At 73.4% G+C, this 25,260-nt stretch carries 21 protein-coding genes; 9 read left to right on the top strand and 12 right to left on the bottom strand.

Features of this window, described 5'->3' with window-relative positions; translation table 11 throughout:
* Positions 1-29 precede the first annotated feature (29 nt).
* From V2S66_RS22720 to V2S66_RS22695, 6 genes are all read left to right on the top strand, one after another.
* Positions 30-1,031, top strand: coding sequence for an NAD-dependent epimerase/dehydratase family protein (locus tag V2S66_RS22720; protein ID WP_330797859.1), 1,002 nt, complete (start codon positions 30-32; stop codon positions 1,029-1,031).
* Complete coding sequence (locus tag V2S66_RS22715; protein WP_330797857.1) at positions 974-2,185, top strand: DegT/DnrJ/EryC1/StrS family aminotransferase; 1,212 nt, start codon at positions 974-976, stop codon at positions 2,183-2,185. Before V2S66_RS22720 ends, V2S66_RS22715 begins: the two co-directional genes overlap by 58 nt.
* A complete protein-coding gene (locus V2S66_RS22710; protein ID WP_330797855.1) occupies positions 2,182-3,054 on the top strand; it encodes a NeuD/PglB/VioB family sugar acetyltransferase in 873 nt (290 codons plus the stop codon). Before V2S66_RS22715 ends, V2S66_RS22710 begins: the two co-directional genes overlap by 4 nt.
* Complete coding sequence (locus tag V2S66_RS22705; RefSeq protein WP_330797853.1) at positions 3,051-4,166, top strand: DegT/DnrJ/EryC1/StrS family aminotransferase; 1,116 nt, start codon at positions 3,051-3,053, stop codon at positions 4,164-4,166. Before V2S66_RS22710 ends, V2S66_RS22705 begins: the two co-directional genes overlap by 4 nt.
* Positions 4,167-4,272: 106 nt before the next feature.
* Positions 4,273-7,623 carry a DUF4082 domain-containing protein gene (locus V2S66_RS22700; RefSeq protein ID WP_330797850.1) on the top strand — a complete coding sequence of 1,117 codons (3,351 nt, stop codon included), beginning with the start codon at positions 4,273-4,275 and terminating at the stop codon, positions 7,621-7,623.
* A gap of 23 nt (positions 7,624-7,646) precedes the next feature.
* A complete protein-coding gene (locus V2S66_RS22695) occupies positions 7,647-8,693 on the top strand; it encodes a glycosyltransferase family 2 protein (RefSeq protein WP_330797848.1) in 1,047 nt (348 codons plus the stop codon).
* Positions 8,694-8,731: 38 nt separating this feature from the next.
* Here V2S66_RS22695 and V2S66_RS22690 read toward each other — a convergent pair whose 3' ends face one another.
* A complete protein-coding gene (locus tag V2S66_RS22690; RefSeq protein ID WP_330797847.1) occupies positions 8,732-9,448 on the bottom strand; it encodes a hypothetical protein in 717 nt (238 codons plus the stop codon).
* 107 nt (positions 9,449-9,555) lie between these two features.
* Here V2S66_RS22690 and V2S66_RS22685 point away from each other — a divergent pair, with 107 nt between their 5' ends.
* Complete coding sequence (locus tag V2S66_RS22685; protein WP_330797845.1) at positions 9,556-11,598, top strand: O-antigen ligase family protein; 2,043 nt, start codon at positions 9,556-9,558, stop codon at positions 11,596-11,598.
* A complete protein-coding gene (locus V2S66_RS22680) occupies positions 11,598-12,578 on the top strand; it encodes a glycosyltransferase family 2 protein (protein ID WP_330797843.1) in 981 nt (326 codons plus the stop codon). The genes V2S66_RS22685 and V2S66_RS22680 overlap by 1 nt, the downstream gene beginning before the upstream one ends.
* On the opposite strand, the gene V2S66_RS22675 is transcribed toward V2S66_RS22680, so the two are convergent.
* The 10 genes from V2S66_RS22675 to V2S66_RS22630 form a co-directional block, all read right to left on the bottom strand.
* A complete protein-coding gene (locus tag V2S66_RS22675) occupies positions 12,511-13,203 on the bottom strand; it encodes a class I SAM-dependent methyltransferase (protein ID WP_330797841.1) in 693 nt (230 codons plus the stop codon). The genes V2S66_RS22680 and V2S66_RS22675 overlap by 68 nt on opposite strands.
* Positions 13,204-13,319: 116 nt before the next feature.
* Positions 13,320-14,141, bottom strand: a complete 822-nt coding sequence (locus tag V2S66_RS22670) for a glycosyltransferase family 2 protein (RefSeq protein WP_330797839.1) — start codon at positions 14,139-14,141, stop codon at positions 13,320-13,322.
* A complete protein-coding gene (locus V2S66_RS22665) occupies positions 14,138-15,337 on the bottom strand; it encodes a right-handed parallel beta-helix repeat-containing protein (protein WP_330797838.1) in 1,200 nt (399 codons plus the stop codon). The genes V2S66_RS22670 and V2S66_RS22665 overlap by 4 nt, the downstream gene beginning before the upstream one ends.
* A 15-nt stretch (positions 15,338-15,352) precedes the next feature.
* Positions 15,353-16,993, bottom strand: coding sequence for an oligosaccharide flippase family protein (locus V2S66_RS22660; RefSeq protein ID WP_330797836.1), 1,641 nt, complete (start codon positions 16,991-16,993; stop codon positions 15,353-15,355).
* A 38-nt stretch (positions 16,994-17,031) separates the two neighbouring features.
* Complete coding sequence (locus V2S66_RS22655) at positions 17,032-18,030, bottom strand: YveK family protein (protein ID WP_330797834.1); 999 nt, start codon at positions 18,028-18,030, stop codon at positions 17,032-17,034.
* A gap of 92 nt (positions 18,031-18,122) precedes the next feature.
* On the bottom strand, positions 18,123-19,337 hold the full coding sequence (gene wecB, locus V2S66_RS22650; RefSeq protein WP_330797832.1) for a non-hydrolyzing UDP-N-acetylglucosamine 2-epimerase: 1,215 nt from the start codon (positions 19,335-19,337) through the stop codon (positions 18,123-18,125).
* A 3-nt stretch (positions 19,338-19,340) separates the two neighbouring features.
* On the bottom strand, positions 19,341-20,597 hold the full coding sequence (locus tag V2S66_RS22645) for a nucleotide sugar dehydrogenase (protein WP_330797830.1): 1,257 nt from the start codon (positions 20,595-20,597) through the stop codon (positions 19,341-19,343).
* The gene (locus tag V2S66_RS22640; protein WP_330797828.1) at positions 20,597-21,367 is read right to left on the bottom strand and encodes a WecB/TagA/CpsF family glycosyltransferase; all 771 of its coding nucleotides are present in this window, start codon (positions 21,365-21,367) and stop codon (positions 20,597-20,599) included. The genes V2S66_RS22645 and V2S66_RS22640 overlap by 1 nt, the downstream gene beginning before the upstream one ends.
* On the bottom strand, positions 21,364-22,593 hold the full coding sequence (locus V2S66_RS22635; protein ID WP_330797826.1) for a hypothetical protein: 1,230 nt from the start codon (positions 22,591-22,593) through the stop codon (positions 21,364-21,366). The genes V2S66_RS22640 and V2S66_RS22635 overlap by 4 nt, the downstream gene beginning before the upstream one ends.
* A 408-nt stretch (positions 22,594-23,001) precedes the next feature.
* Positions 23,002-23,601: an acyltransferase gene (locus tag V2S66_RS22630; RefSeq protein ID WP_330797824.1), complete on the bottom strand. Its 600-nt coding sequence runs from the start codon at positions 23,599-23,601 to the stop codon at positions 23,002-23,004.
* 170 nt (positions 23,602-23,771) lie between these two features.
* Between V2S66_RS22630 and V2S66_RS22625 the strand changes: the two genes are divergently transcribed.
* Complete coding sequence (locus V2S66_RS22625) at positions 23,772-24,374, top strand: dTDP-4-dehydrorhamnose 3,5-epimerase family protein (RefSeq protein ID WP_330797987.1); 603 nt, start codon at positions 23,772-23,774, stop codon at positions 24,372-24,374.
* Here V2S66_RS22625 and rfbA read toward each other — a convergent pair.
* Entirely contained in the window at positions 24,344-25,258 is a 915-nt protein-coding gene (gene rfbA / locus V2S66_RS22620; RefSeq protein WP_330797822.1) for a glucose-1-phosphate thymidylyltransferase RfbA, read from the bottom strand. The two genes, V2S66_RS22625 and rfbA, sit on opposite strands and share 31 nt — an antisense overlap.
* Between the last annotated feature and the right edge of the window lie 2 nt (positions 25,259-25,260).

Here is a 25,260-nt window from a genome sequence, read left to right as displayed (position 1 = left end):
AGCACGACACGTTTCTCCGTGGGGGGAAGTTGAGCTCGGTACGAGGCAAGAAGATCCTGGTCACCGGTGGTGCGGGCACCATCGGCTCGCATCTGGTCGACCAGTTGGCGCGCGGCGGCGCCCGGCACGTCGTGGTGCTCGACAACTTCGTCCGCGGGCGGATGGCCAATCTGGCCGAGGCGATGCCCACCGGGGTGGTGGAGGTCGTCGAGGGGGACATCCGCGACGCGCAGACCGTCACGAAGGTCACCGAGGGCGCCGACCTGGTGTTCCACCTGGCGGCGATCCGCATCACCCAGTGCGCGGAGGAGCCCCGGCTGGCCAACGAGGTGCTGGTGGACGGGACCTTCAACGTGCTGGAGGCCGCGGCCGCGGCCGGCGTCGGCAAGGTCGTCGCGTCCTCGTCGGCCTCGGTGTACGGCCTGGCCGAGGAGTTCCCGACCACCGAGCGCCACCACCCGTACAACAACGACACGTTCTACGGCGCGGCGAAGGCGTTCAACGAGGGGATGCTGCGGAGCTTCCACGCCATGAAGGGCCTGGACTACGTGGCGCTGCGGTACTTCAACGTGTACGGGCCGCGGATGGACATCCACGGGCTGTACACCGAGGTGCTGATCCGCTGGATGGAGCGGATCTCCTCCGGGCAGCCGCCGCTGATCCTCGGGGACGGCACCCAGACGATGGACTTCGTGGACGTGCGGGACATCGCGCGTGCCAACCTGCTCGCCGCCGAGTCCGACCTGACCGACGTGGTGTTCAACGTGGCGAGCGGCGTCGAGACGAGCCTGCGGGAGCTGGCCGACGGGCTGCTGGAGGCGATGGGGGCCTCCGGCCTGGAGCCGGAGCACGGCCCCGCGCGGTCGGTGAACGGGGTGACCCGGCGGCTCGCCGACACCTCCGTGGCGGCCAGGGACCTCGGGTTCACCGCGCGGATCGACCTGCGGACCGGACTGCGGGACCTGGTGGAGTGGTGGCGCGCCGAGCGCGCGGCCGGCACCGCGCCCGGCGGATCGCCGGCCGCACGGTGAGCGGGGCCGGCGGGCAGCAGCCCGAGCGGGTCCCGGTGATGAAGCCGTGGCTCGGCGAGGAGGAGGCCCGCGCGGCGGCCGACGCGGTGCTGTCCGGATGGGTGGCGCAGGGCCCGCGGGTCGCGGAGTTCGAGCGGGCCTTCGCGGCGCGGGTGGGCGCCGCCCACGCGGTCGCGGTCAGCTCCTGCACGACCGCGCTGCACCTGGCGCTGGTGGCGCTCGGCGTGGGCCCCGGCGACGAGGTCGTGGTGCCGTCGCTGTCGTTCATCGCGACCGCCAACGCGGTGCGCTACGTGGGCGCGCAGCCGGTGTTCGCCGACGTCGAGGAGGCCACCGGCAATGTGACGCCGCAGAGCGTGGACGCCGTGCGCACGCCCGCGACGAAGGCGGTGATCGCCGTCCACCAGGGCGGGGTGCCCGCCGACGTGCACGCGCTGCGGGAACGGTGCGCGCGGTGGGGTGTGGCGCTGGTCGAGGACGCGGCCTGCGCGATCGGCTCGACCGTCGGCGGCCAGCCGGTGGGCAGCGGCGCGCTGGTCGCGGCGTGGTCCTTCCATCCGCGCAAGGTGGTCACCACCGGCGAGGGCGGCATGCTCACCACCGACGACGAGCAGTGGGCGCAGCGGCTGCGCAGGCTGCGCGAGCACGGCATGAACGCCTCCGCGGCGCAGCGGCACGCCAGCAGCACGCCGGTGCTGGAGAGTTACCTCGAAGTCGGCTTCAACTACCGGATGACGGACATCCAGGCGGCCGTCGGGCTGGTGCAGCTCGGCAAGCTGGACGTGATGATCGCGCGGCGGCGGGCGCTGGCCGAGCGCTACGGCGAGCTGCTCGCCGACGTCCCGGGCCTGGTGCCGGTGCGCGACCCGGCGCACGGCGCGTCCAACTTCCAGTCGTACTGGGTGCTGCCGGACCCGGGCTTCCCGGTGGACCGCGACGCGCTGCTCGCGGCGCTGGCGCAGGCGGGGATCTCCGCGCGGCGCGGCATCATGGCGGCGCACCTGGAGCCGGCGTACGCGGGCCATCCGCACGGGCCGCTGCCGGTCACCGAGCGGATCAGCCGTGACTCGCTGATCCTGCCGCTGTTCCACACCATGACCGACGAGCAGCAGGACCGGGTGGTCGCGGTGCTGCGGGAGCAGGCGAAGCGGTGAGCGGCGGCCGGCAGGCGGACGCGGGCGTTTCGGCGGCCCCCGCGGCGGGCGGCGACGGGCCGCGGGAGCTGCTGATCGTCGGCGCCGGAGGCTTCGCCCGGGAGACCGCGCAGGCGGTGCTGGCGCTGGCCGCGGCCGACCGCGCGGCAGGACGCCCGGAGCGGCTGCGGCTGCTGGGCCACTTGGACGACGACGCGGCGCTGCACGGCGTCGACGTGGACGGCACGCCGGTGCTCGGCGGCTGCGAGCGGGTGCACGACCTGCCCGCGGCGCAGGTCGTGGTCTGCGTCGGGAGCCCGCGCGACCACGCGGTCAGGGCCCGGCTGGTGCGCCGGCTGGGCCTGCCGCGGGAGCGGTACGCCACCGTCGTCCATCCGACGGCCTCGGTGGCCCGCTCGTGCACGGTCGGACCGGGCTCGGTGCTGCTGGCACACTGCGTGCTGACGGCGGCGGTCGAGGTCGGCGCCCATGTCGCGGTGATGCCGCACACCGTGCTCACCCATGACGACGCGGTGGGCGACTTCGCCACGATCGCCTCCGGCGTGCGGCTGGGCGGCGGGGTGCGGGTCGAGCGCGGCGCGTACGTCGGTTCCGGCGCGCTGGTGCGCGAGTACACGGTGATCGGCGGATGGTCGCTGGTCGGCATGGGCAGCGTGGTGCTCGGCGACGTGCCGCCGGGCGAGGTGTGGGCGGGCACGCCCGCGCGCAGGCTGCGCGCCGCGGGTCCGGCCGAGCTGGCCGAGTCGGCGGAGCCGCGGGAGCAGGGCGCGGACAGGGAGTTCAGCGGCGCGGCCGGCCGTACGGCCGGCCGCGGAAGCGGCGGGACCGGCCCGGGGCCGGCGACAGGGATGGGGACTCCAGGCATATGAACCAGATACCACTGGTCGACCTCAAGGCGGCCCACGCCGAGGTCGCGGAGGAGGTGCGCGCCGGCTTCGAGCGCGTGCTGGCCGCCACCGCCTTCGTCGGCGGTGAGGAGGTCGGCGCCTTCGAGCGGGAGTACGCCGCCTTCGGCAAGGTCGCGCACTGCGTGGGCGTGGCCAACGGCACGGACGCGCTGGAGCTGGCGCTGCGCGCGAGCGGCGTCGGGCCGGGCGACGAGGTGGTGCTGCCGGCGAACACCTTCATCGCCACGGCGGGCGCGGTGGCCAGGGCGGGCGCCACGCCGGTGCTGGCGGACTGCGCGCCGGACTCGTACCTGATGGACGTGCGGGCGGCGCTGGACGCGGTCGGCCCGCGGACCCGCGCGGTGGTGCCGGTCCACCTGTACGGCCAGTGCGCGGACGTCGCGGCGCTGGAGGCGGCGCTGCCGCCGGGGGTGGCGATCGTGGAGGACGCGGCGCAGAGCCAGGGCGCGACCCGCGCCGGGCGCTCCCCCGGCTCCGGGACCATCGCCGCCACCAGCTTCTACCCGGGCAAGAACCTCGGCGCGTACGGCGACGCCGGCGCGGTGCTGACCGACGACGCGGAGCGCGCGCAGCTGGTCAGGGCGCTCGCCAACCACGGCGGCACCGCGAAGTACCGGCACGACGTGGCCGGTTTCAACAGCCGTCTCGACGGGCTGCAGGCGGTGGTGCTGCGGGCCAAGCTGGCCCGGCTCGCCGACGGCAACCGGGCCCGGCGGGCCGCCGCGGCGCGCTACGACACGCTGCTGGCCGACCTGGTCGGGGCCGGCCGGGTGACACTGCCGGTGACCGTGCCGGGCAACACGCACGTGTGGCACCTGTACGTGGTGCGGATCGCCGGCGCCGACCGCGACGACGTGGTCGGCAAGCTCAACGCCGAGGGGATCGGCGCGGGTGTGCACTATCCGGCGCCGGTCCACCTGACCCCTGCCTTCGCCCATCTGGGCCACCGCAGGGGCGGCTTCCCGCACGCGGAGGACGCCGCGGGGCGCATCCTCTCGCTTCCGCTCTTCCCGCAGATCACCTCCGACCAGCAGCAGCGAGTCGTGCAGACGCTCGCCGACGCCCTGCGCTGACCCCGCGCGGCGCGGCTCCGGCCGCGCCCCGCAGGTCGGCTGCCGGGCCCTCCGGCCGCACCGAGCCGGGCCCCCTGTGCACCACCGGAACAGTACAGAGGTACAGATGTACAGAAAGAGCAGATTCCTCAGGGGCCTCCTGTGCGCCCTGGTCGCCGCGATCGTCGCGGCCGTCCTCCCGCTGGCCGTCTCCTCCGGCGCCTCGGCAGCCGATCCGTGCGGGTCGGGCTCCAACCCGATCGTGTGCGAGAACTCCAAGCCGGGCAGCCCGATGGAGGACTGGTACGCGCCCAACGCGTACGGGAACGTGGAGGGGTTCACCAACCAGGTGAGCTACCAGGCGGGCGACACCGTCCAGTTCAAGGTGCAGTCGCCGATCCCGTACCACGTCGAGATCTACCGGCTCGGCTACTACGGCGGCGACGGCGCGCGGCTGATGTCCACGGCCGCGCAGGCGGCGGCGACCTATCCGGCGAACTTCACCCGGGACGGCACGCCGGGCAGCCCGCCCGACAACACGGTCGTCGACGGTGAGCCGCACGGCAAGGCGCTGAACTGCAACACCAACACGGCGGGCCTGATCGACTGCGGGAACTGGCCGGTGACGACGTCCTGGACGGTGCCGGGCGACGCCGTGTCGGGGCTGTACATCGCGAACTTCGACCAGACCGACGGGAACGGCCTGATGCCGTACCCGTTCGTGATCCGCAACGACGGCAGCCACTCCGACATCGTGGTGCAGACCGACGACGAGACCTGGCAGGCGTACAACAAGTGGGGCGGCCGCAACCTCTACGACGGCAACGGTCCGGCTCCCGACGGGCGCGCCTACCAGGTGAGTTACAACCGGCCGCTGGACATCGGCGGCGACAACGGCGTCTACGGCTCCGAGTTCGAGATGCTGTCCTGGCTGGAGCGCAACGGCTACGACGTGAGCTACCTGGCCGGGCTGGACGCCTCCACCCGGCCCGCCGACCTGCTCAACCACAAGATGTTCATGTCCTCCGGCCACGACGAGTACTGGACCCAGGACCAGTTCACCAACGCGCTGAACGCCCGCAAGGCGGGGGTGAACGAGACCTTCTTCAGCGGCAACGAGGTGTCCTGGAAGACCCGGTTCTCGCCGAGCATCGACGGCACGAACACCGCGAACCGCACGCTGGTCTGCTACAAGGAGACCAAGCTCGAGATCGCCCAGCCGGACGGCATCCCGGACCCGGCGGCGAACGTGTGGACCGGGGCGTTCCTGGACCCCGGCAGCGCGGCGAAGGGGGAGCCGTTCCAGCCGCAGAACATCCTCACCGGTTCGCTGTTCACGGTGAACGGCTACCGCAGTGACGCGATCACCGTGCCGGGCGCCTACGCCAGGCTGCGGATGTGGCGCAACACCACGGTGGCGAACCTGACGCCGACGCAGACGGCGACGTTCCCGACCGGCACCCTCGGCTACGAGTGGGACAGCGACATCCCCAACAGCGGCACCCGGCCCAGCGGGCAGATCGACCTGTCGTCGACCACCGTCGACATCACCGACGGCAAGTACCGGCTCGACTACGGCAACACGTACGGCAACGGCACGGCCACCCACAACCTGGTGGAGTTCCGCGACCCCACGTCGCACGCCCTGGTGTTCGGCGCCGGGACCGTGCAGTGGTCGTGGGGGCTGACCAACGTGCCGATCGGCGACCCGGCGGACACCGTCGTCACCGCGGACAAGCGGATGCAGCAGGCCACCGTGAACCTGATCGCGGACATGGGCATCCAGCCCAGGACGCTGCAGAGCGACCTGGTCGCGGCGAGCGCGTCCGCCGACACCACGGGTCCCGTGGTCACCGTCACCAGCCCGGCGGTGGGCACCACCGTGCCGGCGCTGCGGCCGGTCACCCTCACCGGCACCGCCACCGACGCCGGCGGCGTGGTCGCCCGGGTGGAGGTCTCCACCGACGGCGGCGCGACCTGGAACGCCACCACCGGTCTGGGGTCGTGGAGCTACTCGTGGACGCCGACCACCACCGGCACCCCGCAGATCAAGGTGCGGGCGGTCGACGACAGCGTCAACATCGGCGCCGCCGTGAACGTGCCGATCACCGTCGGCCCGCAGCAGTGCCCCTGCACGGTCTGGCCGGCCACCGCGGTGCCCTCCGTGGTCAACAGCGGTGACGGCGGCGCCGTCGAGCTGGGCGTGAAGATCCGCACCACCGCCCCCGGCTCGGTCACCGGCATCCGGTTCTACAAGGCGCCGTTCAACACCGGCACCCACACCGGCAGCCTGTGGACCGCGTCCGGGCAGCGGCTGGCGACGGGCACCTTCACCAGCGAGACGGCGTCCGGCTGGCAGCAGATGAACTTCGCCAGCCCGGTGCCGGTCAAGGCCAACACCACCTATGTCGCCTCGTACTTCGCGCCGGGCGGCGGCTACTCCTACGACGCGAACTACTTCACCGCCGGTGCGGCCGGCCTGGCGCCGCTTACCGCCCTGAAGAGCGGCACGGACGGCCCGACCGGGGTCTACCACTACGGTTCCGCCGGCGGCTTCCCGACCTCCGACGGCGGCGCCACCAACTACTGGGTGGACGCCGTCCTGGACACCTCGACGGCGAGCACCGTGCCGCCCGCGGTGAGCGCCACCTCGCCGACCGACAACTCGGTGAACGTGTCCATCACCACCCCGGTGACGGCGACCTTCAGCGAGCCGATCGACACCGAGTCGCTGGTCTTCTCGCTGCGCGACAGCAACGGCGACAACGTGCCGGGCGCGAAGACCTTCGGCGCGGCCAACAGCCTGACCTTCGCGCCCTCCACCGAGCTGGCGCTGAACACCACCTACACCGCCTCGGTGCAGGCGGACGACCTGTGGGGCAACCACATGGCGTCGCCGACGACCTGGTCGTTCACCACCAGCGCCAACCCGCCGGCGGTGACCTGCCCGTGCAGGCTGTGGAGCCCGACGACCACACCGGCCACCACCGACATGACCGGTGACCCCAACTCCGTGGAGCTGGGCACCCGGTTCAAGTCGGCGGTCAGCGGCTACGTCACCGGCGTCACCTTCTACAAGGGCACGGGCAACACCGGCACCCACACCGGCAGCCTGTGGACCGCGGACGGCACGCAGCTGGCGACCGGCACCTTCTCCAGCGAGACCGCGTCGGGCTGGCAACTGCTCAGCTTCGCGCAGCCGGTGGCGATCACCGCGGGCACCTCGTACGTGGTCTCCTACCACGCGCCGAACGGCAACTACGCGGTGGACGGCGGCTACTTCGCCGGGGCTCACCAGTCCTATCCGCTGACGGCCACCGCGGACACCGCGGGCAACCAGAACGGCCTGTACCGGTACGGCTCCGACACGGTGTTCCCGAACGGCAGTTACGGGTCCGCCAACTACTGGGTGGCGCCGATCTTCAGCACCACCCCGCCCCCGCCGCCGGCGGACGGCACCACCACAGAGACGCAGTAGTCCAGCAGACGGGCAAACCATCGATGAGCAGTGTCAGCGTCGTCATCCCCTGCTACAAGTACGGCCATTTCCTGGCCGACTGCGTCGGCAGCGTGCTGGACGAACAGGAGGACCTCGACGTCAGGGTGCTGATCATCGACGACGCGTCACCGGACGACTCGGCGGAGGCCGCCCGCAAGCTGGCGGCCTCCGACCCGAGGATCGAGGTGCGCGTCCACGAGCAGAACAAGGGCCACATCGCCACGTACAACGAGGGCCTGCTGGAGTGGGCCGACGGCGACTACGTGGTGCTGCTGTCCGCCGACGACCGGCTGGTGCCCGGGGCGCTGGTCCGGGCCGCGGCGCTGCTCGACGCCCATCCCGAGGCGGGTTTCTGCTACGGCAGGCCGGTGCGGTTCCAGCACGGCGGACCGCTGCCGGCGGCCCGCACGGCGGGCACCGGCAGCGCCGTCTACCCCGGCCGGTGGTGGCTGGAGCGCAGGTTCCGCGAGGGCACCGGCTGCATCACCTCGCCGGAGGTGGTGGTGCGCACCTCAACTCAGCGCGCGGTCGGCGGCTACGACCCGGCGCTGCCGCACTCCGGCGACATCGAGATGTGGATGCGGCTGGCCGCGCACGCCGACGTCGGCTACGTGCGCGGCGCCGACCAGGCGTACTACCGCGTCCACGGCGGCAACATGTCGACCACGGACTTCGGCGGGCAGCTCGACGACCTGCGGCAGCGCAGGGCCGCCTTCGAGGCGGTGCTCGACAAGTGCGCCGGGCAGCTCACCGACGTGCCGCGACTGTCGCAGGTGGTGCACACCCGGCTGGCCCGGCAGGCGTTGCGCCGTGCCTGCCGGGCCTACGACCGGGGGCGTACCGGCGTGGTGCCGGTGGACGAGCTGGTCGCCTTCGCGCGGGACTGCCTGCCGACGTTCGCCGCGCTGCCGGAGTACCGGGGGCTGCGGCTGCGCCGCCGGGTCGGCGCGAGAGCCATGCCGTATCTGCAGCCGCTGGTGCTCTCGGCGGTGGCCGAGCGGGGCCGGGAGTGGCTCTGGTGGCAGTCCTGGAAGCGCCGGGGCCTGTGATGCCGGTGGTGCGCGACGCCCCGGAGCGGGGCGGCAGGTCAGCGCGGCGCGGGCACCGGGTGGCGGCTGCGGCCCGCGCCGCCGAACGGCCGGCGCCGCAGGCCGCGTCGCGGCGTGCGGCCGTCCTCGCGACCGGCCCGGCGTGCGGCCCTGCGCAGCAGGGAGCGGTCGGTCCACAGCGTGCAGAGCGTGCCGCCGAGCAGGCCGATCAGCCCGACCCCGGCCAGCGCGCGGCTCCTGGACCCGGTCATCAGCACCGCGTTGGGCGGTACGAGGAGCTGGACGCTCATCCGCGAGACGGGCGCGACGTGCTGGGTGTCCTGCAGGAGGTTCACATGCTCGGTGTAGACGGTGATGATCCGGTGGACCATGGCGTCGGCGGTGGTCGGATCGGGCTGCTCCGCCTGGATCTGCAGCGAGGGGATCACGTAGGCCGGTGTCACGCTGGTGCCGCTGTTGCGCGGCAGCAGCCGGTGGACGCCGGTCACGCCCGCCGCCCGCAGTTCGGCCGCGCCGGCCGAGGACTGGAGCTGCTGGACCACCCCGTAGGAGACGAAGGCCACCGGCGGCAGCAGGTTCGCGTACTGGTTGGGCTGGTTGCCGGTCACCGGCGGCCGCAGCACGACCACCGCGGAGCTCTGGTACTCCGGGCGGGGGTGCAGCTCGTGGTAGGCGCCGGCCGCGGTCAGCACCAGGGCGAGCAGCAGCACGTACCAGCGGCGCAGCAGAGCGCGCACCACGTCCTCCGGACCCACAGGGCCTCCTCCTGTTTGTACCGATACTGGCAGTACGCGGGGCGCGCTGCCACCGCATCGGGAACCTCGGCGGCAAGTGGCCCGAAGTCCGCCCGCGGGAGGGCCGCATGACGCTCGGTGAGATCCTCGGCGTGCTGGGCCGCCGCTGGTACGTGATGGTGCCGCTCACGCTGATCGGCCTGCTGAGCGGGATGTACCTGTACACCTCGGTGCCGGTGGCCTACGAGTCGCAGAGTTCGGTGTCGCTGCTGGACTCCACGGCCGCGGCCAAGCCGGCCCCCGCGTACGGCAACCCGATCGCGAACGCCGGCGGGTCGCTGGTCGTCACCGCCGACGTGCTGATCAGGGCGCTGCAGTCGAGCGACGCCGCGCACGACCTGCGCCAGCTGGGCGTCACCGACACCTACACGGTGGGCTTCGCCGCGAACACCTCGGGACCGCTGCTGTCGCTGGCCGTCACCGGCACCGACCGGACCAAGGTGCTCGCCGAGACCACCACCGTGACGAACTTCGCGGGCGAGCAGCTGCGGGCGCTCCAGCAGGCCGCCAAGATCGCGCCGCAGTACTACGTGAACGCCACGCCCATCGTGCTGCCGCAGACGCCGGTCTCCCGGCTGAAGAGCCGCTACCAGCTGGTGGCGGCGGTCGTCATCGCCGGCACCGCGGGCGGTTTCTTCCTGTCCTTCGCCGCGGAGAGCCTCGGGGTCGCCCGGCGGCGCGCGCGGGGCAGGGAGCCGGCGCCGCCCCGGCGCGGCCGGCGGGCGCGCAAGGGCCTGCTGCACCGGCCGCTCGACTCCACCACCCTGCTCACCGGCTACCTGGCGCTGGCCTTCTTCATCCCCTCCAACCTCGACCTGCCGGCGCTCGGCGGCGTCGGCACCCCCGCGAACGTCTTCGCGCTGCTGGGCCTGCTCTGGTACGCGGCGTCCTGGCTCAGCGGCCGGGTGCGGCCCGCTCCCGGCACCCGGGGGCCGCGGCTGGTGATGTGCGTGCTGGCGGCGGCGGTCCTGCTCGCCTACGTCGCGGACGCCTCGCGCAGCAGCTCGCACGAGGAGGTGCTGGCCGCGGACCGCGGCCTGATCGGGCTGCTGGTGTGGGTGTCGCTGGTGGTGCTGACCTCGGCCGGCATCCACGAGCGTGAGCGCCTGGACACGCTGCTGCGGCGGATGGTGGTGATGGCCAGCGTGGTGGCGGCGATCGGCTACTACGACTTCTTCACCGCGACGAACATCGCCGACTCCTTCCACATCCCCGGGCTGCAGTCCAGCGTCTCCGGCGTGCGCACCCTGGACCGGGGCTCGTTCACCCGGCCGCGCTCGACGACCGCGCAGTCGCTGGAGTTCGCCGGGATGCTGGCGATCCTGGTGCCCTTCGCGGTGCAGCAGGCGTTCGACCCGGTGCGCAAGCACGCCGGCGTGGTGCGCCGCTGGGCCCCGGTGCTGCTGATGGGCGGCGCGCTGCCGCTCACCGTGTCGCGGACGTCGATCATCGGCGCGGTGATCGTGATCCTGGTGATGCTGCCGCGCTGGAAGCCGCAGCGGCGCTGGGGGGCGATCGGCGTGCTGCTGGTGTCGGTCGGCGCGTTCAAGGTGATCATCCCCGGGCTGATCGGGACGATCACCACGCTGTTCTCCACGTTCCTGTCCAACTCCGACAGCAGCACCCAGGCGCGCACCGTGAAGTACTCGGCGATCGTGCCGTACCTGCGGGAGCATCCGCTGTTCGGGCGGGGGTTCGGCACCTTCACACCGGACCTGTACTTCTTCACCGACAACCAGTACATGCTGTCGCTCGCGGAGATGGGGCTGCTCGGCCTGGTGGCCATGTTCTGCCTGTTCTTCGCCGGCATCCACCACGGCGGCGCGATCCGCCGGCTGGCCCGCACCGAGTCCGACCGGGAGCTGGGGCAGGCGTTCTTCGCCTCGGCGATGGTCGCGCTCGTCATCAGCGCCACCTTCGACGCGCTGATGTTCCCGATGTTCGCCGGGATGTTCTTCGTGACCCTCGGCGCCGGCGGCAGCTACGTCGGCTTCGCGCGGCGCGCCGCGGCGGCTCCAGGAGACCTCGCGCCGGCCTCCGTCGAGGACCCGGCCGGCGCCGCGGGCGACCGCACCGACCGTACCGACTCACCCCAACTCGTGGAGTCCTGATGTCCCTTGCCCCGAAGGCCGCAGGGCCGGTCGTGGTGCTCGCCGTCACCTGGAACAGCGCCGCGCTGCTCCCGGACTTCCTGGCGGCCCTGCCGCAGGGCATGGCCGGCGTGGACTACCGGCTGGTGGTCGCCGACAACGACTCCGCGGACGACACGGTGGCGGTGCTGCGCGCGCTCGCGCCGGACGCCACGGTGGTGCAGACCGGCCGCAACGCCGGGTACGCGGCCGGCATCAACGCGGCGCTGGCCGCCGCCGCGCGGTGGGAGAGCGGTGTCCGGGCGGCCGTGGTCTGCAACCCCGACACCCGGATGCGGCCGGGCTGCGGCCGGACCCTGCTGGACGCGCTCGGCGAGGAGCTCCCGGACGGCTCCCGCGTCGGCATCAGCGTCCCGGTGCTGTACGAGGCGGACGGCGCGACGGTGTCGCGCACGCTGCGGCGCGAGCCGACCGTGCTGCGGGCACTGGCCGAGGCCGTCATCGGCAACCGCAGGGCGGGCCGGTTCCCGGCGCTCGGCGAACTGGTCACCGACCCGGCCGCGTACACCGCCGCGACCCGCGCGGACTGGGCGACCGGCGCGCTCATGGCGCTGTCCGCCGAGGTCATGGCCGCGTGCGGGCCGTGGGACGAGTTCTACTTCCTGTACTCCGAGGAGACCGAGTTCTGCCTGCGGGCCAGGGACAGGGGATTCGCCACCCGGTTGGCGCCGGCGGCCGCCGCGGTGCACGAGGGCGGCCAGTCGCGGGTCTCCCCCCGGCTGTGGACGCTGCTGGTGCTCAACCGTGTCCGGCTGCACCGGCGGCGGCACGGCGCCGCGGCGGCCGCCGCCTTCTGGGCGGCGGTGCTGCTGCGGGAGACCTCGCGGTCGGTCATCGGCAAGGCGCCGAGCCGGGCGGCGCTGCGGGCCCTGGTCAGTCCTTCGAGGCTGCGGGAGCGTCCTGGCCCTGCTCCGTCCGCACCGCGATCAGCGACTTCGTGACGCCGAGCACCCGCTCGCCGAGCAGCAGGTCGCCGGGGAAGAGGTAGCGCATCTCGGTCCTGGTGAGCAGCTCGATGCCCACCACGGCCGCCATGCCCTCCTCCGGGCTGCCGGGGCGGCTGTGGGTGAGCGGCCAGCGCCGCACCAGCCGGGCGCGCGCGGCCAGCGGCAGGAACTGGAACCCGGGCGCGACGAAGTGCGGCTCGACCGGGAAGTAGCGGTACGGCGTCTGGATCCAGTGCAGCGGGGCCAGCAGCCGGACGGCGGCGGCGAACCGCTGCCGCTGGCTGTGGCCGCCGACGTGCTCGATGGTGGAGTTGGAGAAGACCAGGTCGTGGCGGCCGAGCGCGGCGGCGACCTCGGGGTCGGTGACGTCGGCGTTCTCCGCGCTGATCCAGTCGGGCAGGTCGGCCGGGTGCGGTTCGAGGTTGATCAGGTGGACGTGCTTGGCGCGCAGGGGCGCGCGCAGCCACATGTCGGCGGTGCCGCCGAGGTCCACCACCGTCATGTCCTCGATGGCGGGGAACAGCCGCCGGAACCTCTCCCAGCGGGATATGCGCAGGCGTTCGCCGATCGATCCTGGGGCGTCGACGAAGCGGTTGCGAAGGGCGCGGGCGTCGGGCATCGGGTGTACCGCCTGGGGTGAGGGCGCCCGGAGGTCCGGGCGTGGGTCGGGATGACGGGGACGGGGATGACGGGCTCGGATGACGTGGGACGCGGCGCGCGGGCTGCGCGCCGCGGCTACCACTGGGTGAAGAAGCTCGTCGGGTTGACGAGGTAGCGGACGGTGATGTGCGGGATGTGCCGGATACGGCGGCCGCGCGAGTAGCGGCGGACGAACTCCCAGTCCTCGCGCGGCATCACCCCCTTCTTCCGGTACAGCCAGCTGAACCGCAGGGCAGGGGTGCGGCGGGCGACGAAGGCGTTGATGTCGACGAACGACTCGTCGGCGTTGCGGCGGCGGTCCCACGGCACCGACAGCACGTCGTGCTCGGTGCCGTCGGGCAGCAGGCGCTGCACCGCGGTGTAGACGGCGTCGGGGCCGTCCGGCGCCTCCAGCACCTCCAGGGCGGTGGCCAGGTGGTCCGGTTGCCACACGTTGTCGTCGTCGAGGAAGGCGACGTAGCGGGAGCGGGTCAGCCGCATCGCGACGTTGCGCACCACGCCGCAGTCACCGGAGTTCCTCTCCATGGAGACGGCGAACAGCCTCGGGTCGTCGGGGAGTTCCGGCAGGTCGCCGGCGCCGTCGTCCACCACCATGACGACCTGGTCGCGGTAGCTCTGGGCCAGCGCCGAGCGCACCGCGACGACCAGCGCCTCGGGGCGCCGGTAGGTGGGGATGGCGGTGACGACGGTGGCTTCGGGGACGGTCGGCAGGGTCGTCGCGAGGCGGGCGATCTCGGCGTTCGCCAGCCGGCGCAGCCGCACCCCGGAGGGCGCGAGCAGCACCTTGTTGCGCAGCTCGAAGAGCACGATCCAGCCGAACGCCCTCTTGAGCACCGTCCAAGGCAGCCGCGCCGCGGTGCGCAGGGGGCCTCTGCCGGCCGGGTCCCGGGCGGTCACGAGGTCGCCCCTGGGGCGACCGGTCTTCCGTCGGACATGTGGTTGTCGCTCCAGACGTTGCCTGAGCCACCCGCGTTCCAGGCGGCGACGGGGCCGTATCCGCCGGAGCCCGGGTGGTACTGGGTGGAGAACGTGTTGCCGGTGACCTTGATGCCGGTCGCGCCGGGACCGCCGGCGTAGAGCGCGTACGCGCCGCCGGCCAGCCAGTTGTCCTGCACGGTGACGTTCAGCACCGCGCCGGTGTCGGCGAACAGGCCGATGCTGCCGGAGGCGCCCTGCTCGACCGGCGTCGGGTTGAGCAGCGTGTTGTGCCGGATGGACAGGCCGCCCTTGCCGCCGCCGTCGCTGATCACCGCGTTGGTGTGCTGCCACTCGCCGCCGAGGTTCTTGAACGGCGTGACGTCGTGCACGTAGTTGTCGTGCAGGTCGCCCTGGCCCATGGACAGGGCGTCGCCGAAGACCGACACGTCGCACCAGCCGACCTCGATCGAGCTGGTCCCCATGTTCGACACGGCGTAGTCCACGCCCCCGTTGTCCGGGCCCTTGCCGGCCACCGCGGTGATCGTGGTGTGCAGGATGCGCAGGCCGCTGTAGCCGGAGCGCAGGTTGATCCCCCACCAGTTGTCGGAGGTGATCCTGCTGTCGATGACGGTGACGTCGTTGGCGTAGATGTCGAGGGAGCCGGTGATGTCCCAGCGGCTGATGACCATCCCGTCGGTCTTCACCGACATCGCGCCGGTCGCGTGCGGCTTCATCGGCAGCCGGGGCCCGGTGGTGTGGGCGCTGGGGAAGCCGCAGCTCTCGAAGGTGGTGCAGGGGCCGCCCTTGCCCGCGGCGCCGCCGGTGGCCTTCGGGCGGTGGCCGGTGGCACGGGGCGTCGGGGTGGGGCGGCCGATACCGGAGGTCGCGACGCCGTCGCCGGCTTCGGCGGACCGGGCCGCGGACGGCGGGGCGGAGTCCACCGCCTCGGACTCTCCCGGGGCGCAGGTCAGCGCCTGGACCGGGCAGCGGGCCGCCGCCGGCTCGCGCTCGCTGGAGTGGGTGGCGACCACCACCGAGAGCACGGCGGCTAAAACGGTGCCCGCCGCGACCAGGGCGAGCGGCTTCCAGCGGTTGCGCGGGCCCCGCCGTCTGCCGGCGGGCTCGGACTCGGAATCGGACTCGGGACCGTGCGTGGGGCGCTGTGGTGCGGGCATGGCGTGCTACCTCGTTCAGGGTTCGGAGAGCGCGGTTCCGCGCAGGAAGTGACGGCTCGGCAGCACGCACAGCGCGTAGGCGGCGAGTGCCGTGAGGCCGGTGGCGGCGAGCGCGGGGCGGCCGTCGCCGAACTGCGCCCGAAGGCCCAGGACGACCGCGGCCATCACGGCGCCGCCGAGGAAGGGCCAGGAGCAGGCTCTGGCGATCCAGCGCACGCTGATCCCGGCCCGGCTCAGCGCCAGGAGGAAGAAGGGGACGACGACGCCGCCGGCGACCAGGACGTGGCCCTGGGCGACGCCGACGATGCCGTGCCGGTGGGCGGCGACGACGAGCACCGGGAACAGCACGGCCAGCCAGAGCGCCTGCACCCCGATCAGGGCGCGGCGCCTGCCGACCGCGACCAGGCAGTCGTAGCCCAATTCGCAGCCGATGCGGATCAGCCCGAGCGCCATCAGCCACGGCAGCGCCCTGGCCGCGGGCACCCACTTGCTGCCGTAGACGAGCTCGACGACCGGTGCGGCGAGTCCCGCGAGCAGCACGCACAGCGGGACGGTGCCGGTGACCAGGACGGCCAGCGCGCGGCTGAACCCGCGCGCGAGGCCCTGCGGGGTGCCGGCGAGCCGGGAGAAGCCGGCGAAGGACACCCGCCGGGCGGCCTCCGAGATGATCCGGACCGGCCAGCCGGAGACGTTGAACGCGAGGACGTAGAAGCCGAGGGAGACCTTGCCGAGGGTGGAGCCGACGACCAGGGTGTCGAGGTTGACCACGCACAGCGCGAGCAGGCTGGCGCCGGCCAGCGGCACCCCGAACCGCAGCAGCGCCCTGGCCTGCCGGGCGTCCCAGCCGAACTTCAGCGTGCCGGGGGCGGCGAGGCAGAAGCCGGTCAGCGCCACGGTGTTGCCCGCCACCGCTCCCCAGGCGAAGCTGATCGCGCCGGTGCCGGCGAAGGCCAGCACCAGCGTGACGGTGGTGCTGGTGACGAAGTTGGCCGCGTCGATCACCATGCGCCGGCCCTGGGCGAACTCGCGGGTGAGGAACCCGGCGGGCACCTGCGCTATCCCGTCGAGGATCACGCACAGGCACATCACCCGCAGCACGCCGGCTGCCTCCGGCGACCCGACGGTGCGGGCGACCGCGGGGGCGGCGGCGTAGAGCACGGCGTACAGCGCGGTGCTGGACGCGGTGCTGAGGGTCAGCACGGTGGGCGAGAACCGCCGCGCGTCGCCGTCCCAGCGGATGATGGCCAGCCCGACGCCGAGTTCGTTGGCGGCGAGCAGGACGAGCAGCACGGTCTGGGCGATGCCGTAGACGCCCCAGGCGGCGGGGCCGAGGGCGAAGCGGGCGAGCAGGATGCCGGTCACGAAGTTGCCCAGCCGCATGACGACGGTGTTGATCAGGCTCCAGCGGGCGGCGGAGCGGACCTTGCGGCCCAGCGACGGAGCGGCGGGCGTCCCGGCGGCGGGCGCCGCCACCGGCGTCCCGGGGGTTGCGGGGGTTGCGGGGGTCCCGCCTGCGGTGGCCTCGGGGGCGGGGGTCGTGTCGTCGTCGGGGTCCTGGATCGCCCAGGAGGGCACCCGCCGTGCCGGGCGGGGAACGTCGGCGGGCCGGTCGGCGGCCCCGCCGGCCGTGCTGTCAGTGGCGCGCGCCCTGTTCATGAGACGGCTCCTTGCCGAGCGGCTCCTGGGAAGCGGGGTCACACGAAACGGTGCGCTTCGCTGCCCGTCGCCTCGGTGTCGGTCGCTGCGGGGTCGTGGTCCGGCGAGGACCCGGAGCCCGGTACGGAGGGCGGCGCGTCGGAGCCGCGCTCGTCGGCGGCCCACACGTCGGACACGGCGGTGTCGAGCGGTGTGCCGTCGGCGGCCGAGCCGTCCGGGGTGCGGCCGCCGGAGCCGCGCCGGCCCGGTGTGCGGCCGCCGGAGCTCGACCAGCTGGGGGTGTGCCGGGCCGGCGCGGAGGACCGCTGCGCGTGCGCGCCGGCACCCTGCGCCGCCGCGCCCGCCGTGCCGCTGGCCGGCTCCACGCCCGGCGCCGCGGCGGCCTGCTCCGGCTCGCCCCGCCCGCCGGAGGTGCGGCGGCGGGTTCCGCGCCCGCCGGGGGCGCGCAGCCGGGCGTCCACGTAGAAGGTGGCGACCATGCTGACCACGATGCCCATCAGCGCGGCCAGCACCAGGTACTCGTACCGGGTCTTGTTCTGCGCGACCGGGTTCTGCGGCGGCACGATGGTGGCCATCCGGATCATCGCCTGGGACGTCACGGCCTGGTCGTCCTGGAACTGCCGGAGGCGTACGGCCGCGTACGAGGTGAGCAGCCGGTCGGCGGACAGCACCGCGTCCTTGTCGCTGCCGGTCGCGGTGAGCCACATCAGCGGGCCGAGCGCGTTGTCGGCGATCTTGGCCTCGGTGGGGCAGCTGACACCCTCGGACCGCAGATGCGCTATCGCGGCGTCGGAGTTGAGGTTGCGGGCCAGGCTGTCGGCCATGCCGTTCAGCGAGAGCTGCGTGCTCAGGAACGGGTTGCCGTTGAAGGCGACCGTGGCCTTCTGGGAGTTGAGCAGGACGACGGTGCTCTGCGACTTGTAGGTGACCGGGACCTTGACGTACGCGCCGGCCGTCAGCGCCACGGTGAGCAGCAGTCCGGGCAGCAGGACGTACCAACGCCTGCGCATGATCCGGACGATCTCTGCCAGATCCATGGACATCCCCTCAACGGCCCCGAGTTGCGTGATCAGCATATGGTGTGCGATGCCCCGACGAGGGGCATTCGGCCCGCGGCCGGATGTACGGCTCATTCCGTCCGTGCGGCGGGGCGCTCGGGTACGGGCAGGTCGGTGGGCCGGAGCCGGGCCGCGGCGGCGCCTCCGGTCAGCAGCACCTCGGCGATGCGGTCGCCCGCCCTGCCGTCCCACAGCTCGGGCCGGCGCGGCCGCGGCGGGTCGTCGAGCACCCGGTGGGCGGTGGCGACGATCCGGTCCGGGTCGCGTCCCGCCAGCACGTTGGTGCCTTCGGTGACGGTGACCGGCCGTTCGGTGTTGTCCCGCAGCGTCACGCACGGCACGCCGAGCGCGGTGGTCTCCTCCTGCACCCCCCCGGAGTCGGTGAGCACCAGCGCGGCGCCGTCCTGGAGCGCGACGAAGTCGAGGTAGCCGGCCGGCGGCACCAGGCGGACGCCCGCGGGCACCCCGGCGGCGGCGAGCCGGCCGGCCGCGCGCGGGTGCACCGGCAGCAGCAGCGGCAGCCGCTCGGCGACCGCGCCGAGCGCCTTGAGCAGGCCGGTGAGCACCGCGGGGTCGTCGACGTTGGCGGGGCGGTGCAGGGTGACCAGGCCGTACCGGCCCGCCGCCACCCCGTGCCGCGCGAGGGCGTCGCCCGCCCTGGCCCGGTCGAGGTTGGCGAGCAGCGAGTCGATCATCACGTTGCCGACCACGTGGATCTGGTCCTCGCGGTACCCCTCGGCGCGCAGGTTGTCCGCCGCGTCGGGCGAGGGGGCCAGCAGGTAGTCGCTGACCCGGTCGGTGACGACGCGGTTGACCTCCTCCGGCATCCCCCAGTCGCGGCTGCGCAGCCCCGCCTCGACGTGGGCGAGCAGCGGTCCCGCCTTGGCGGTGACCAGCGCGCAGGCGACGGTGGAGTTGATGTCGCCGACGACGACCACCGCGTCCGGCGCGGTCTCGGCGAGCAGCGGTTCGAAGGCGGTCATCACGCGCCCGGTCTGCTCCGCGTGGGTGCCGGAGCCGACGCCGAGGTAGCGGTCGGGCGGGCGGATGCCGAGGTCGGCGAAGAACACGTCGTTCATCGCCGGGTCGTAGTGCTGCCCGGTGTGGACCAGCAGGACGTCGGCGCCGCGGCGCTCCAGCGCGTCCATCACCGGCTTGATCTTCATGTAGTTGGGGCGGGCGCCGGCCACGCACACGATCCGCGGGCCGCCGCCGCCCGCCCCGGCGGCGGCCGGGTCCGAGCCGGCGGCCAGGTGGGTGCCGCCGGCCGGGTGGGTGTCGGCCATCGGTCAGAGCACCTCGATCGAGGGCCCGGACAGCCGCCTGCGGCAGTCGAGCACGAAGGAGGCGTGCTCCGTCACCAGGTCGTAGTCGAAGGCGTCGTGGTCGGTGAGCAGCACCACCACGTCGGCGTGGGCGATCTCCTTGCGGGTCAGCTCGACCCGCACCAGCCGGGGGTCGACGGCCGCGGTCTCCACCACGTGCGGGTCGGCGGCCCTGACCTTGGCGCCCATGTCGAGCAGCAGCTGGGAGATGCGCAGCGACGGCGACTCGCGCGCGTCGCCGGTGTTCTTCTTGTAGGCCAGGCCGAGCAGCAGCACCCGGGAGCCGTTGACCGAGCGGCGGCGCGTGTTGAGGGCGTCGATCACCCGGCGGGTGACGTACTCGGGCATGTGGCCGTTGATGTCGTTGGCCAGCTCCACGAAGCGGAAGCTCTGGCCGAGTTCGCGCTGCACCCGCCAGGACAGGTACGAGGGGTCGATCGGCAGGCAGTGGCCGCCGACGCCGGGTCCCGGGGTGAACTTCATGAACCCGAACGGCTTGCTGGAGGCGGCGTCGATGGCCTGCCACACGTCGATGTCCAGGTGCCGGGCGAACATCGCGATCTCGTTGACCAGCGCGATGTTGACGTGCCGGAAGGTGTTCTCCAGCAGCTTGGCCAGTTCGGCCTCCTTCGGGGAGCCGACCGGCACGGTGGTGTCGACCAGCGCGTCGTAGAAGTCCTGGACGGCCTTCAGGGAGGCCGCGTCGACGCCCGAGACGACCTTGGGCGTCTGCTGGAAGCCCCACACCGGGTTGCCGGGGTCGATCCGCTCGGGGCTGTAGCCCAGGTGGAAGTCGGCGCCCGCGGTCAGCCCCGAGCCGTCCTCCAGCAGCGGGCCGAAGAGGTCCTGGGTGGTGCCCGGGTAGGTGGTGGACTCCAGCACCACGGTGGCGCCGGGCCGCAGGTAGCGGGCCAGCGTGCGGGCCGACTCCTCGATGTAGCGCAGGTCGGGCACGCCCTCGTGCAGCGGCGTGGGCACGGTCACGACGGCGACGTCGAAGCCGCCGCAGTCCCGCGCCGCGTCGCTGGGCCGGTAGGAGCCGGCGTCCATCGCGGCGATGATCCGCTCGGCGGACACGTCCTCCACGTAACTGACGCCGGCGGCCAGTGACTTGATCCGCCGGGCGTCGACGTCGTACCCGACCACCTCGTGCCCGACCTCAGCGGCCCTGATCGCCAGCGGAAGTCCTACGTAGCCCTGTCCAACCACGACGACACGCATCAGCAACTCCTGTTCGCGGAACCCGCAGCGGGGGTGGGGCGGATGAGTTCGCGGGCCGTCATCAGCAGGAAGGCCGCGTTGGTGGTGAGATAGCGCCGGGCGAGCCGGCGGGGTTCCTGGAGCAGGCGGTACAGCCACTCCAGGCCGAGGCGCTGCCATCCGCGCGGGGCGCGGCGGGTGACGCCGGCCAGGATGTCGAAGGAGCCGCCGACGCCGTGCACGACGTGCACGCCGGTGCGGTGGCCGTGGGCGGCGGTGAAGATCTCCTTCTTCGGCGAGGTCATACCGAGGAAGAGCAGGTCCGCGCCGCTGTCGCGGACGGCGTCGGCCACCGCTTCCTGGTCGGCGTCGCCGAAGTAGCCGTCGCGGGCGCCGGCGACCTTCAGCGCGGGGTACCGCGCGGCGACCCGGCGGGCCATCTCGCCCAGCACGTGGTCCTTGGCGCCGAGGAAGTACACCGAGTACCCCTCGCGCTCCGCGGCGGCCAGCAGCCGGGTGAACAGGTCGATCCCGGCGACGCGTTCGGGCAGCCGGGCGCGGAGCAGCCGGCTCGCCCACACCACGGCCTGGCCGTCGGCGACGACCAGGTCGCAGCCGGCCACGGCGTCGCCCAGCCGCGGGTCGCGGCGCATGTTGACGAGCTTGGCGGCGTTGACGACGCCGACCTCGAGGCGGGCGCCGTCGCGGACCGCGGCGAGGCAGCGGTCCACGGTCTGGTCCATCGTCAGCGGGTCGACGCCGATCCCGAACAGCGTGACGCGCGCGGTCATCCGCGGGCCTCCGGGCGCGCGGCGGTGCCGGTGGCGGCGGTGGCAGTGCCGATGGCGGTGCCCCTGGCCGGGGCCGCCGGGGCGAGCCACGCGTGCAGCATCCAGCCGAACTCGTACGGCCGGCACTCGCGGTCGATCGCGGCCGGGCGGTAGAGCCGGTCGAGGACGCCGAGCCGGAGGCCGGGGACGACCCGGGTGGCCAGGCCGCGGGCGGCGCGGACGGCCTTGCGGTCGCCGCGGTGCACCTTGCGCCAGGTGACCCCGTCGGCGTCCCGGATCATCGGCTCCTCGCGTCCCGCGGCGGCGAGTTCGGGCGGTGCGGCCATCCAGGCCAGGCCGCGGCGGATCCAGCGGCCGTAGTCGCCGCCGCCGGCGTCCGCCACGTCGAACAGCGCGGTCGGCGCCATCGCGTGCTGGTGGACGCTGTAGACGGGGTAGCCCTCGATGGTGCGGCCGGTCCGCGCGTCGTAGTGCCACCACCACTGGCCGCCGTCGCCCTGCAGCTCGCAGATGCGGGCCGCGCAGGCGTCCGCTGCGGCGAGGGCCCGCGGGTCGTCGCCCGAGGCGTGGGCGCGGGCGAGGGCCTGCAACGGGTAGGTCTGGTCGGCGAAGCAGCTGACGTGCGCCCGGTACCAGGGGACCAGTCCGGGTCCTGTGGCGTGCGGGAACAGCGGGCTGTCGCCGATCCGCGCGGCCAGCAGCCGGTCGCGGGCCGCGGCGAGCGGCGCTTCGACGTCGGCGGCGCCGCGGGCCGCGGCGAGCGCGGAGAGCGCCCAGGCGGCCTCGACCGTGTAGCGGGGGCCGGTGCGCGCGTCGAGGGCGGCGAGCCGTTCCAGCGCGTCGGTCAGTTCCGGGTGGCCGGTGTCGGCGGCGGCCCAGGCCACCAGTGCGGCGTCGCCGAGGTTCGTCACCCCGGGCAGCCGCTGGATCAGCAGCCCGGTGAACTCCCGCGCGGTGTGGCCGCCGAGCACCGCGCGCTGCCGCTCGACCGGCAGCAGCCGGGCGCCGAGCACGGTGATCGCGGCGTACCGGGTGCTGGTGCCGCGGTCCTCCAGCGTGCGGCCGCCGCCGGGTGCGGCGACGGCGGCGCGGGTGAAGACGAAGGCGTCGTCCTGCGGCCGGTACATCGCGGGCAGTCCGGCCTCCGCCACCCCCAGCAGGCGATCGGCCAGTGCGTGCAGCAACGGATCCTCGCCGCCGAGCGCAGCGAGACGTGTCGTGGTCATCGTCCCCTCACAATGATCATGGGCATGGCGTGCCCGTGGTGCGCTCAGCCGGAGTGCGCGCGGCGTGCGCGCCGCGCTCCTCCCCGGCATGGAACGTCGGCCCCTCGGCGTGCGGTCGACACGCCAGGACCTGCTGGATCGTGCACACCAGCCCCCCTGGTCACTTGTTGCCCGGCGGCGCGCCGCACCCGGTGGCCGGTTCCGGTCATGACGCCGCCGACTGCCCCGAACCCCCGCCGGAGCAAGCCGATCCCCCGATCCGGCACGCAACGTGTGGAACACGATATGCCTACGGATATACGCCGATTGACGTTTTGCGGAAACCTGCCGCCGTCTGTTCACACCCGGTTCCGCTCGGCCCGTCCCACCGGGTCCGCGCGCCGGCGCGGGCCGGCGCTGCGGCCGGAGTCAGTCCCGCTCGAACAGCGTGCCGTCCTTCTCCTCGTACAGCGCGCCGGTGCGCGGGCACTCCCAGCCGCCCGGCTCGCCGTCGCGCGCGGTGAGCCGCTCGCCGGCCCGGCCGACCCAGCCGATCCGGCGGGCCGGCACCCCGGCGACCAGCGCGAAGTCGGGCACGTCGCGGGTCACCACGGCGCCCGCCGCGACCAGCGCCCAGCGGCCGACGCGCACCGGCGCCACGCACACCGAGCGGGCGCCGAGCGAGGCGCCCTCGGCCACCCGCACCGCCACCGGCTGCCAGTCGCCGCCGCGCTTGAGCCGGCCCTCGGGGTCCACGGACCTCGGGAAGTAGTCGTTGGTGAGCACCGCGGCGGGGCCGACGAAGACGCCGTCGGCCAGTTCGGCCGGCTCGTAGACCAGCGCGTAGTTCTGCAGTTTGACGCGGTCGCCGATGCGCACGCCGGGGCCGACGTAGGCGCCGCGGCCCACGCTGCAGCCGCTGCCGAGTTTGGCGTCCTCGCGGATCTGGGCCAGATCCCAGATCGTGGTGTCCTCGCCGAGTTCCGCTGTCGCGTCCACCTGCGCGGTGGGCTGAATCCTGACCGTCACGCCGACCTTCCCCCCAGAACGTCCCGCTTGTCCGGGTGAGCATAGGTCGTCGGCGGGCGGCGCGGCGCCGTTCCCGCGGACCCGAGCGCGGGGTGCGCCGCGGGGGTCACAATTGGGGCGCCGCCGGCCAGGGCCGGGTGGCGGGGGATCGAGAAAAGGGCGTGATGGCGTTGCGTGAGCTGGGGATCTCGGGGACCTGGGTGCATGAGCCCAAGGTGTACAGCGACAGCAGGGGGGACTTCCACGAGTGGTTCAAGGAGGCCGAGTTCGGCGGCGCGACCGGTCGCGGGCTGCGGCTGGCGCAGGCGAACTCCTCGACGTCCGTACGCGGAACGCTGCGAGGCGTCCACTTCGCGGACGTACCCCCGGGCCAGGCGAAGTACGTCACCTGCGTACGCGGCGCGGTCCTGGACGTGGTGGTGGACATCCGGGTGGGCTCCCCCACCTTCGGCAGCTGGGAGGGGGTGCGGCTGGACGACGTGGACCACACCTCGGTGTTCGTCTCGGAGGGCCTGGGGCACGCCTTCATGGCGCTGACCCACGACGCGACGGTGGTGTACCTGTGCTCCGAGGGGTACGCGCCGGCCCGTGAGCACGGCATCGACCCGTTCGACCCGGATCTGGCGATCGCCTGGCCGTCCGGCGTCGAGCCGCTGCTGTCGGACCGGGACGCCGCCGCGCCCTCGCTCGCCGAGGCGATGGACAAGGGGATGCTGCCGTCGTACGACGCGTGTCGGGCCTTCTACGCGGAGTCCCAGCGTCCGCTGCGGTGACCGAAGCCGGTGTCGGAGCCGCGGTGGTGGAGGAGTTCGAGCAGGTAGTGGCCGTAGCCGCTCTTCAGGAGCGGCTCGGCCAGCTCCCGCAGCCGGGCGTCGTCGATGAACCCGGCCAGCCAGGCCGCCTCCTCGATGCACCCGATCTTGAAGCCCTGCCGCTCCTCCACCACCCGCACGTACTCCGACGCCTGCACCAGCGACTGGAACGTGCCGGTGTCCAACCACACCGTGCCCCGGTCCAGCACCGAGACCGTCAACCGCCCCCGCTCCAGGTACTCCTGGTTGACATGCGATATCTCCAACTCACCCCGCGCACTGGGCGTGAGCTTGCGGGCCACCGCCACCACCTCGCTGTCGTAGAAGTACAACCCCGGCACCGCGTACCGCGACCGCGGACGCACCGGCTTCTCCTCGATCGACAGCGCCTTGCCCCCCGCGTCGAACTCCACCACCCCGTAGTCACCGGGATTCGCCACCGCGTGCGCGAAGACCACACCCCCCTGCGGCCGCGCGTACGCGGCCAACTGCCGCCCCAGCCCCGCACCATGGAAGATGTTGTCACCCAGCACCAGCGCCACCGGCTCATCACCGATGAACTCCTCACCGATCAAGAACGCCTCGGCGATCCCCGCCGGCCGCTCCTGCGCCGCGAAGGAGAACCGCAGCCCGTAACGGGACCCGTCCCCCAGCAGCCGCTCGAACTGCGACCGGTCCTCCGGCGTGGTGATGATCAGGATGTCCCGGACCCCCGCCGTGACCAGCGTCGTCAACGGGTAATAGATCATCGGCTTGTCGAACACCGGCATCAACTGCTTCGAGACCGCCATCGTGATCGGCCAAAGACGGGACCCGGTGCCACCTGCGAGCACAATTCCGCGCATGC

This window comes from Actinacidiphila polyblastidii, assembly GCF_036353415.1.
Taxonomy (GTDB): domain Bacteria; phylum Actinomycetota; class Actinomycetes; order Streptomycetales; family Streptomycetaceae; genus Actinacidiphila; species Actinacidiphila polyblastidii.
Note: the sequence above shows the minus strand (reverse complement) of the source record. Positions and strands in the feature narration are given on the sequence as shown.

Bases quoted from the DNA above. Each gene is read 5' to 3' on its own strand.
- V2S66_RS22705 (WP_330797853.1), top strand. From the start codon at position 3,051: ATGAACCAGATACCACTGGTCGACCTCAAGGCGGCCCACGCCGAGGTC.
- V2S66_RS22700 (WP_330797850.1), top strand. From the start codon at position 4,273: ATGTACAGAAAGAGCAGATTCCTCAGGGGCCTCCTGTGCGCCCTGGTC.
- V2S66_RS22695 (WP_330797848.1), top strand. From the start codon at position 7,647: ATGAGCAGTGTCAGCGTCGTCATCCCCTGCTACAAGTACGGCCATTTC.
- V2S66_RS22685 (WP_330797845.1), top strand. From the start codon at position 9,556: ATGACGCTCGGTGAGATCCTCGGCGTGCTGGGCCGCCGCTGGTACGTG.
- V2S66_RS22680 (WP_330797843.1), top strand. From the start codon at position 11,598: ATGTCCCTTGCCCCGAAGGCCGCAGGGCCGGTCGTGGTGCTCGCCGTC.
- V2S66_RS22675 (WP_330797841.1), bottom strand. From the start codon at position 13,203: ATGCCCGACGCCCGCGCCCTTCGCAACCGCTTCGTCGACGCCCCAGGA.
- V2S66_RS22665 (WP_330797838.1), bottom strand. From the start codon at position 15,337: ATGCCCGCACCACAGCGCCCCACGCACGGTCCCGAGTCCGATTCCGAG.
- V2S66_RS22660 (WP_330797836.1), bottom strand. From the start codon at position 16,993: ATGAACAGGGCGCGCGCCACTGACAGCACGGCCGGCGGGGCCGCCGAC.
- V2S66_RS22655 (WP_330797834.1), bottom strand. From the start codon at position 18,030: ATGGATCTGGCAGAGATCGTCCGGATCATGCGCAGGCGTTGGTACGTC.
- wecB (WP_330797832.1), bottom strand. From the start codon at position 19,337: ATGGCCGACACCCACCCGGCCGGCGGCACCCACCTGGCCGCCGGCTCG.
- V2S66_RS22645 (WP_330797830.1), bottom strand. From the start codon at position 20,597: ATGCGTGTCGTCGTGGTTGGACAGGGCTACGTAGGACTTCCGCTGGCG.
- V2S66_RS22640 (WP_330797828.1), bottom strand. From the start codon at position 21,367: ATGACCGCGCGCGTCACGCTGTTCGGGATCGGCGTCGACCCGCTGACG.
- V2S66_RS22635 (WP_330797826.1), bottom strand. From the start codon at position 22,593: ATGACCACGACACGTCTCGCTGCGCTCGGCGGCGAGGATCCGTTGCTG.
- rfbA (WP_330797822.1), bottom strand. From the start codon at position 25,258: ATGCGCGGAATTGTGCTCGCAGGTGGCACCGGGTCCCGTCTTTGGCCG.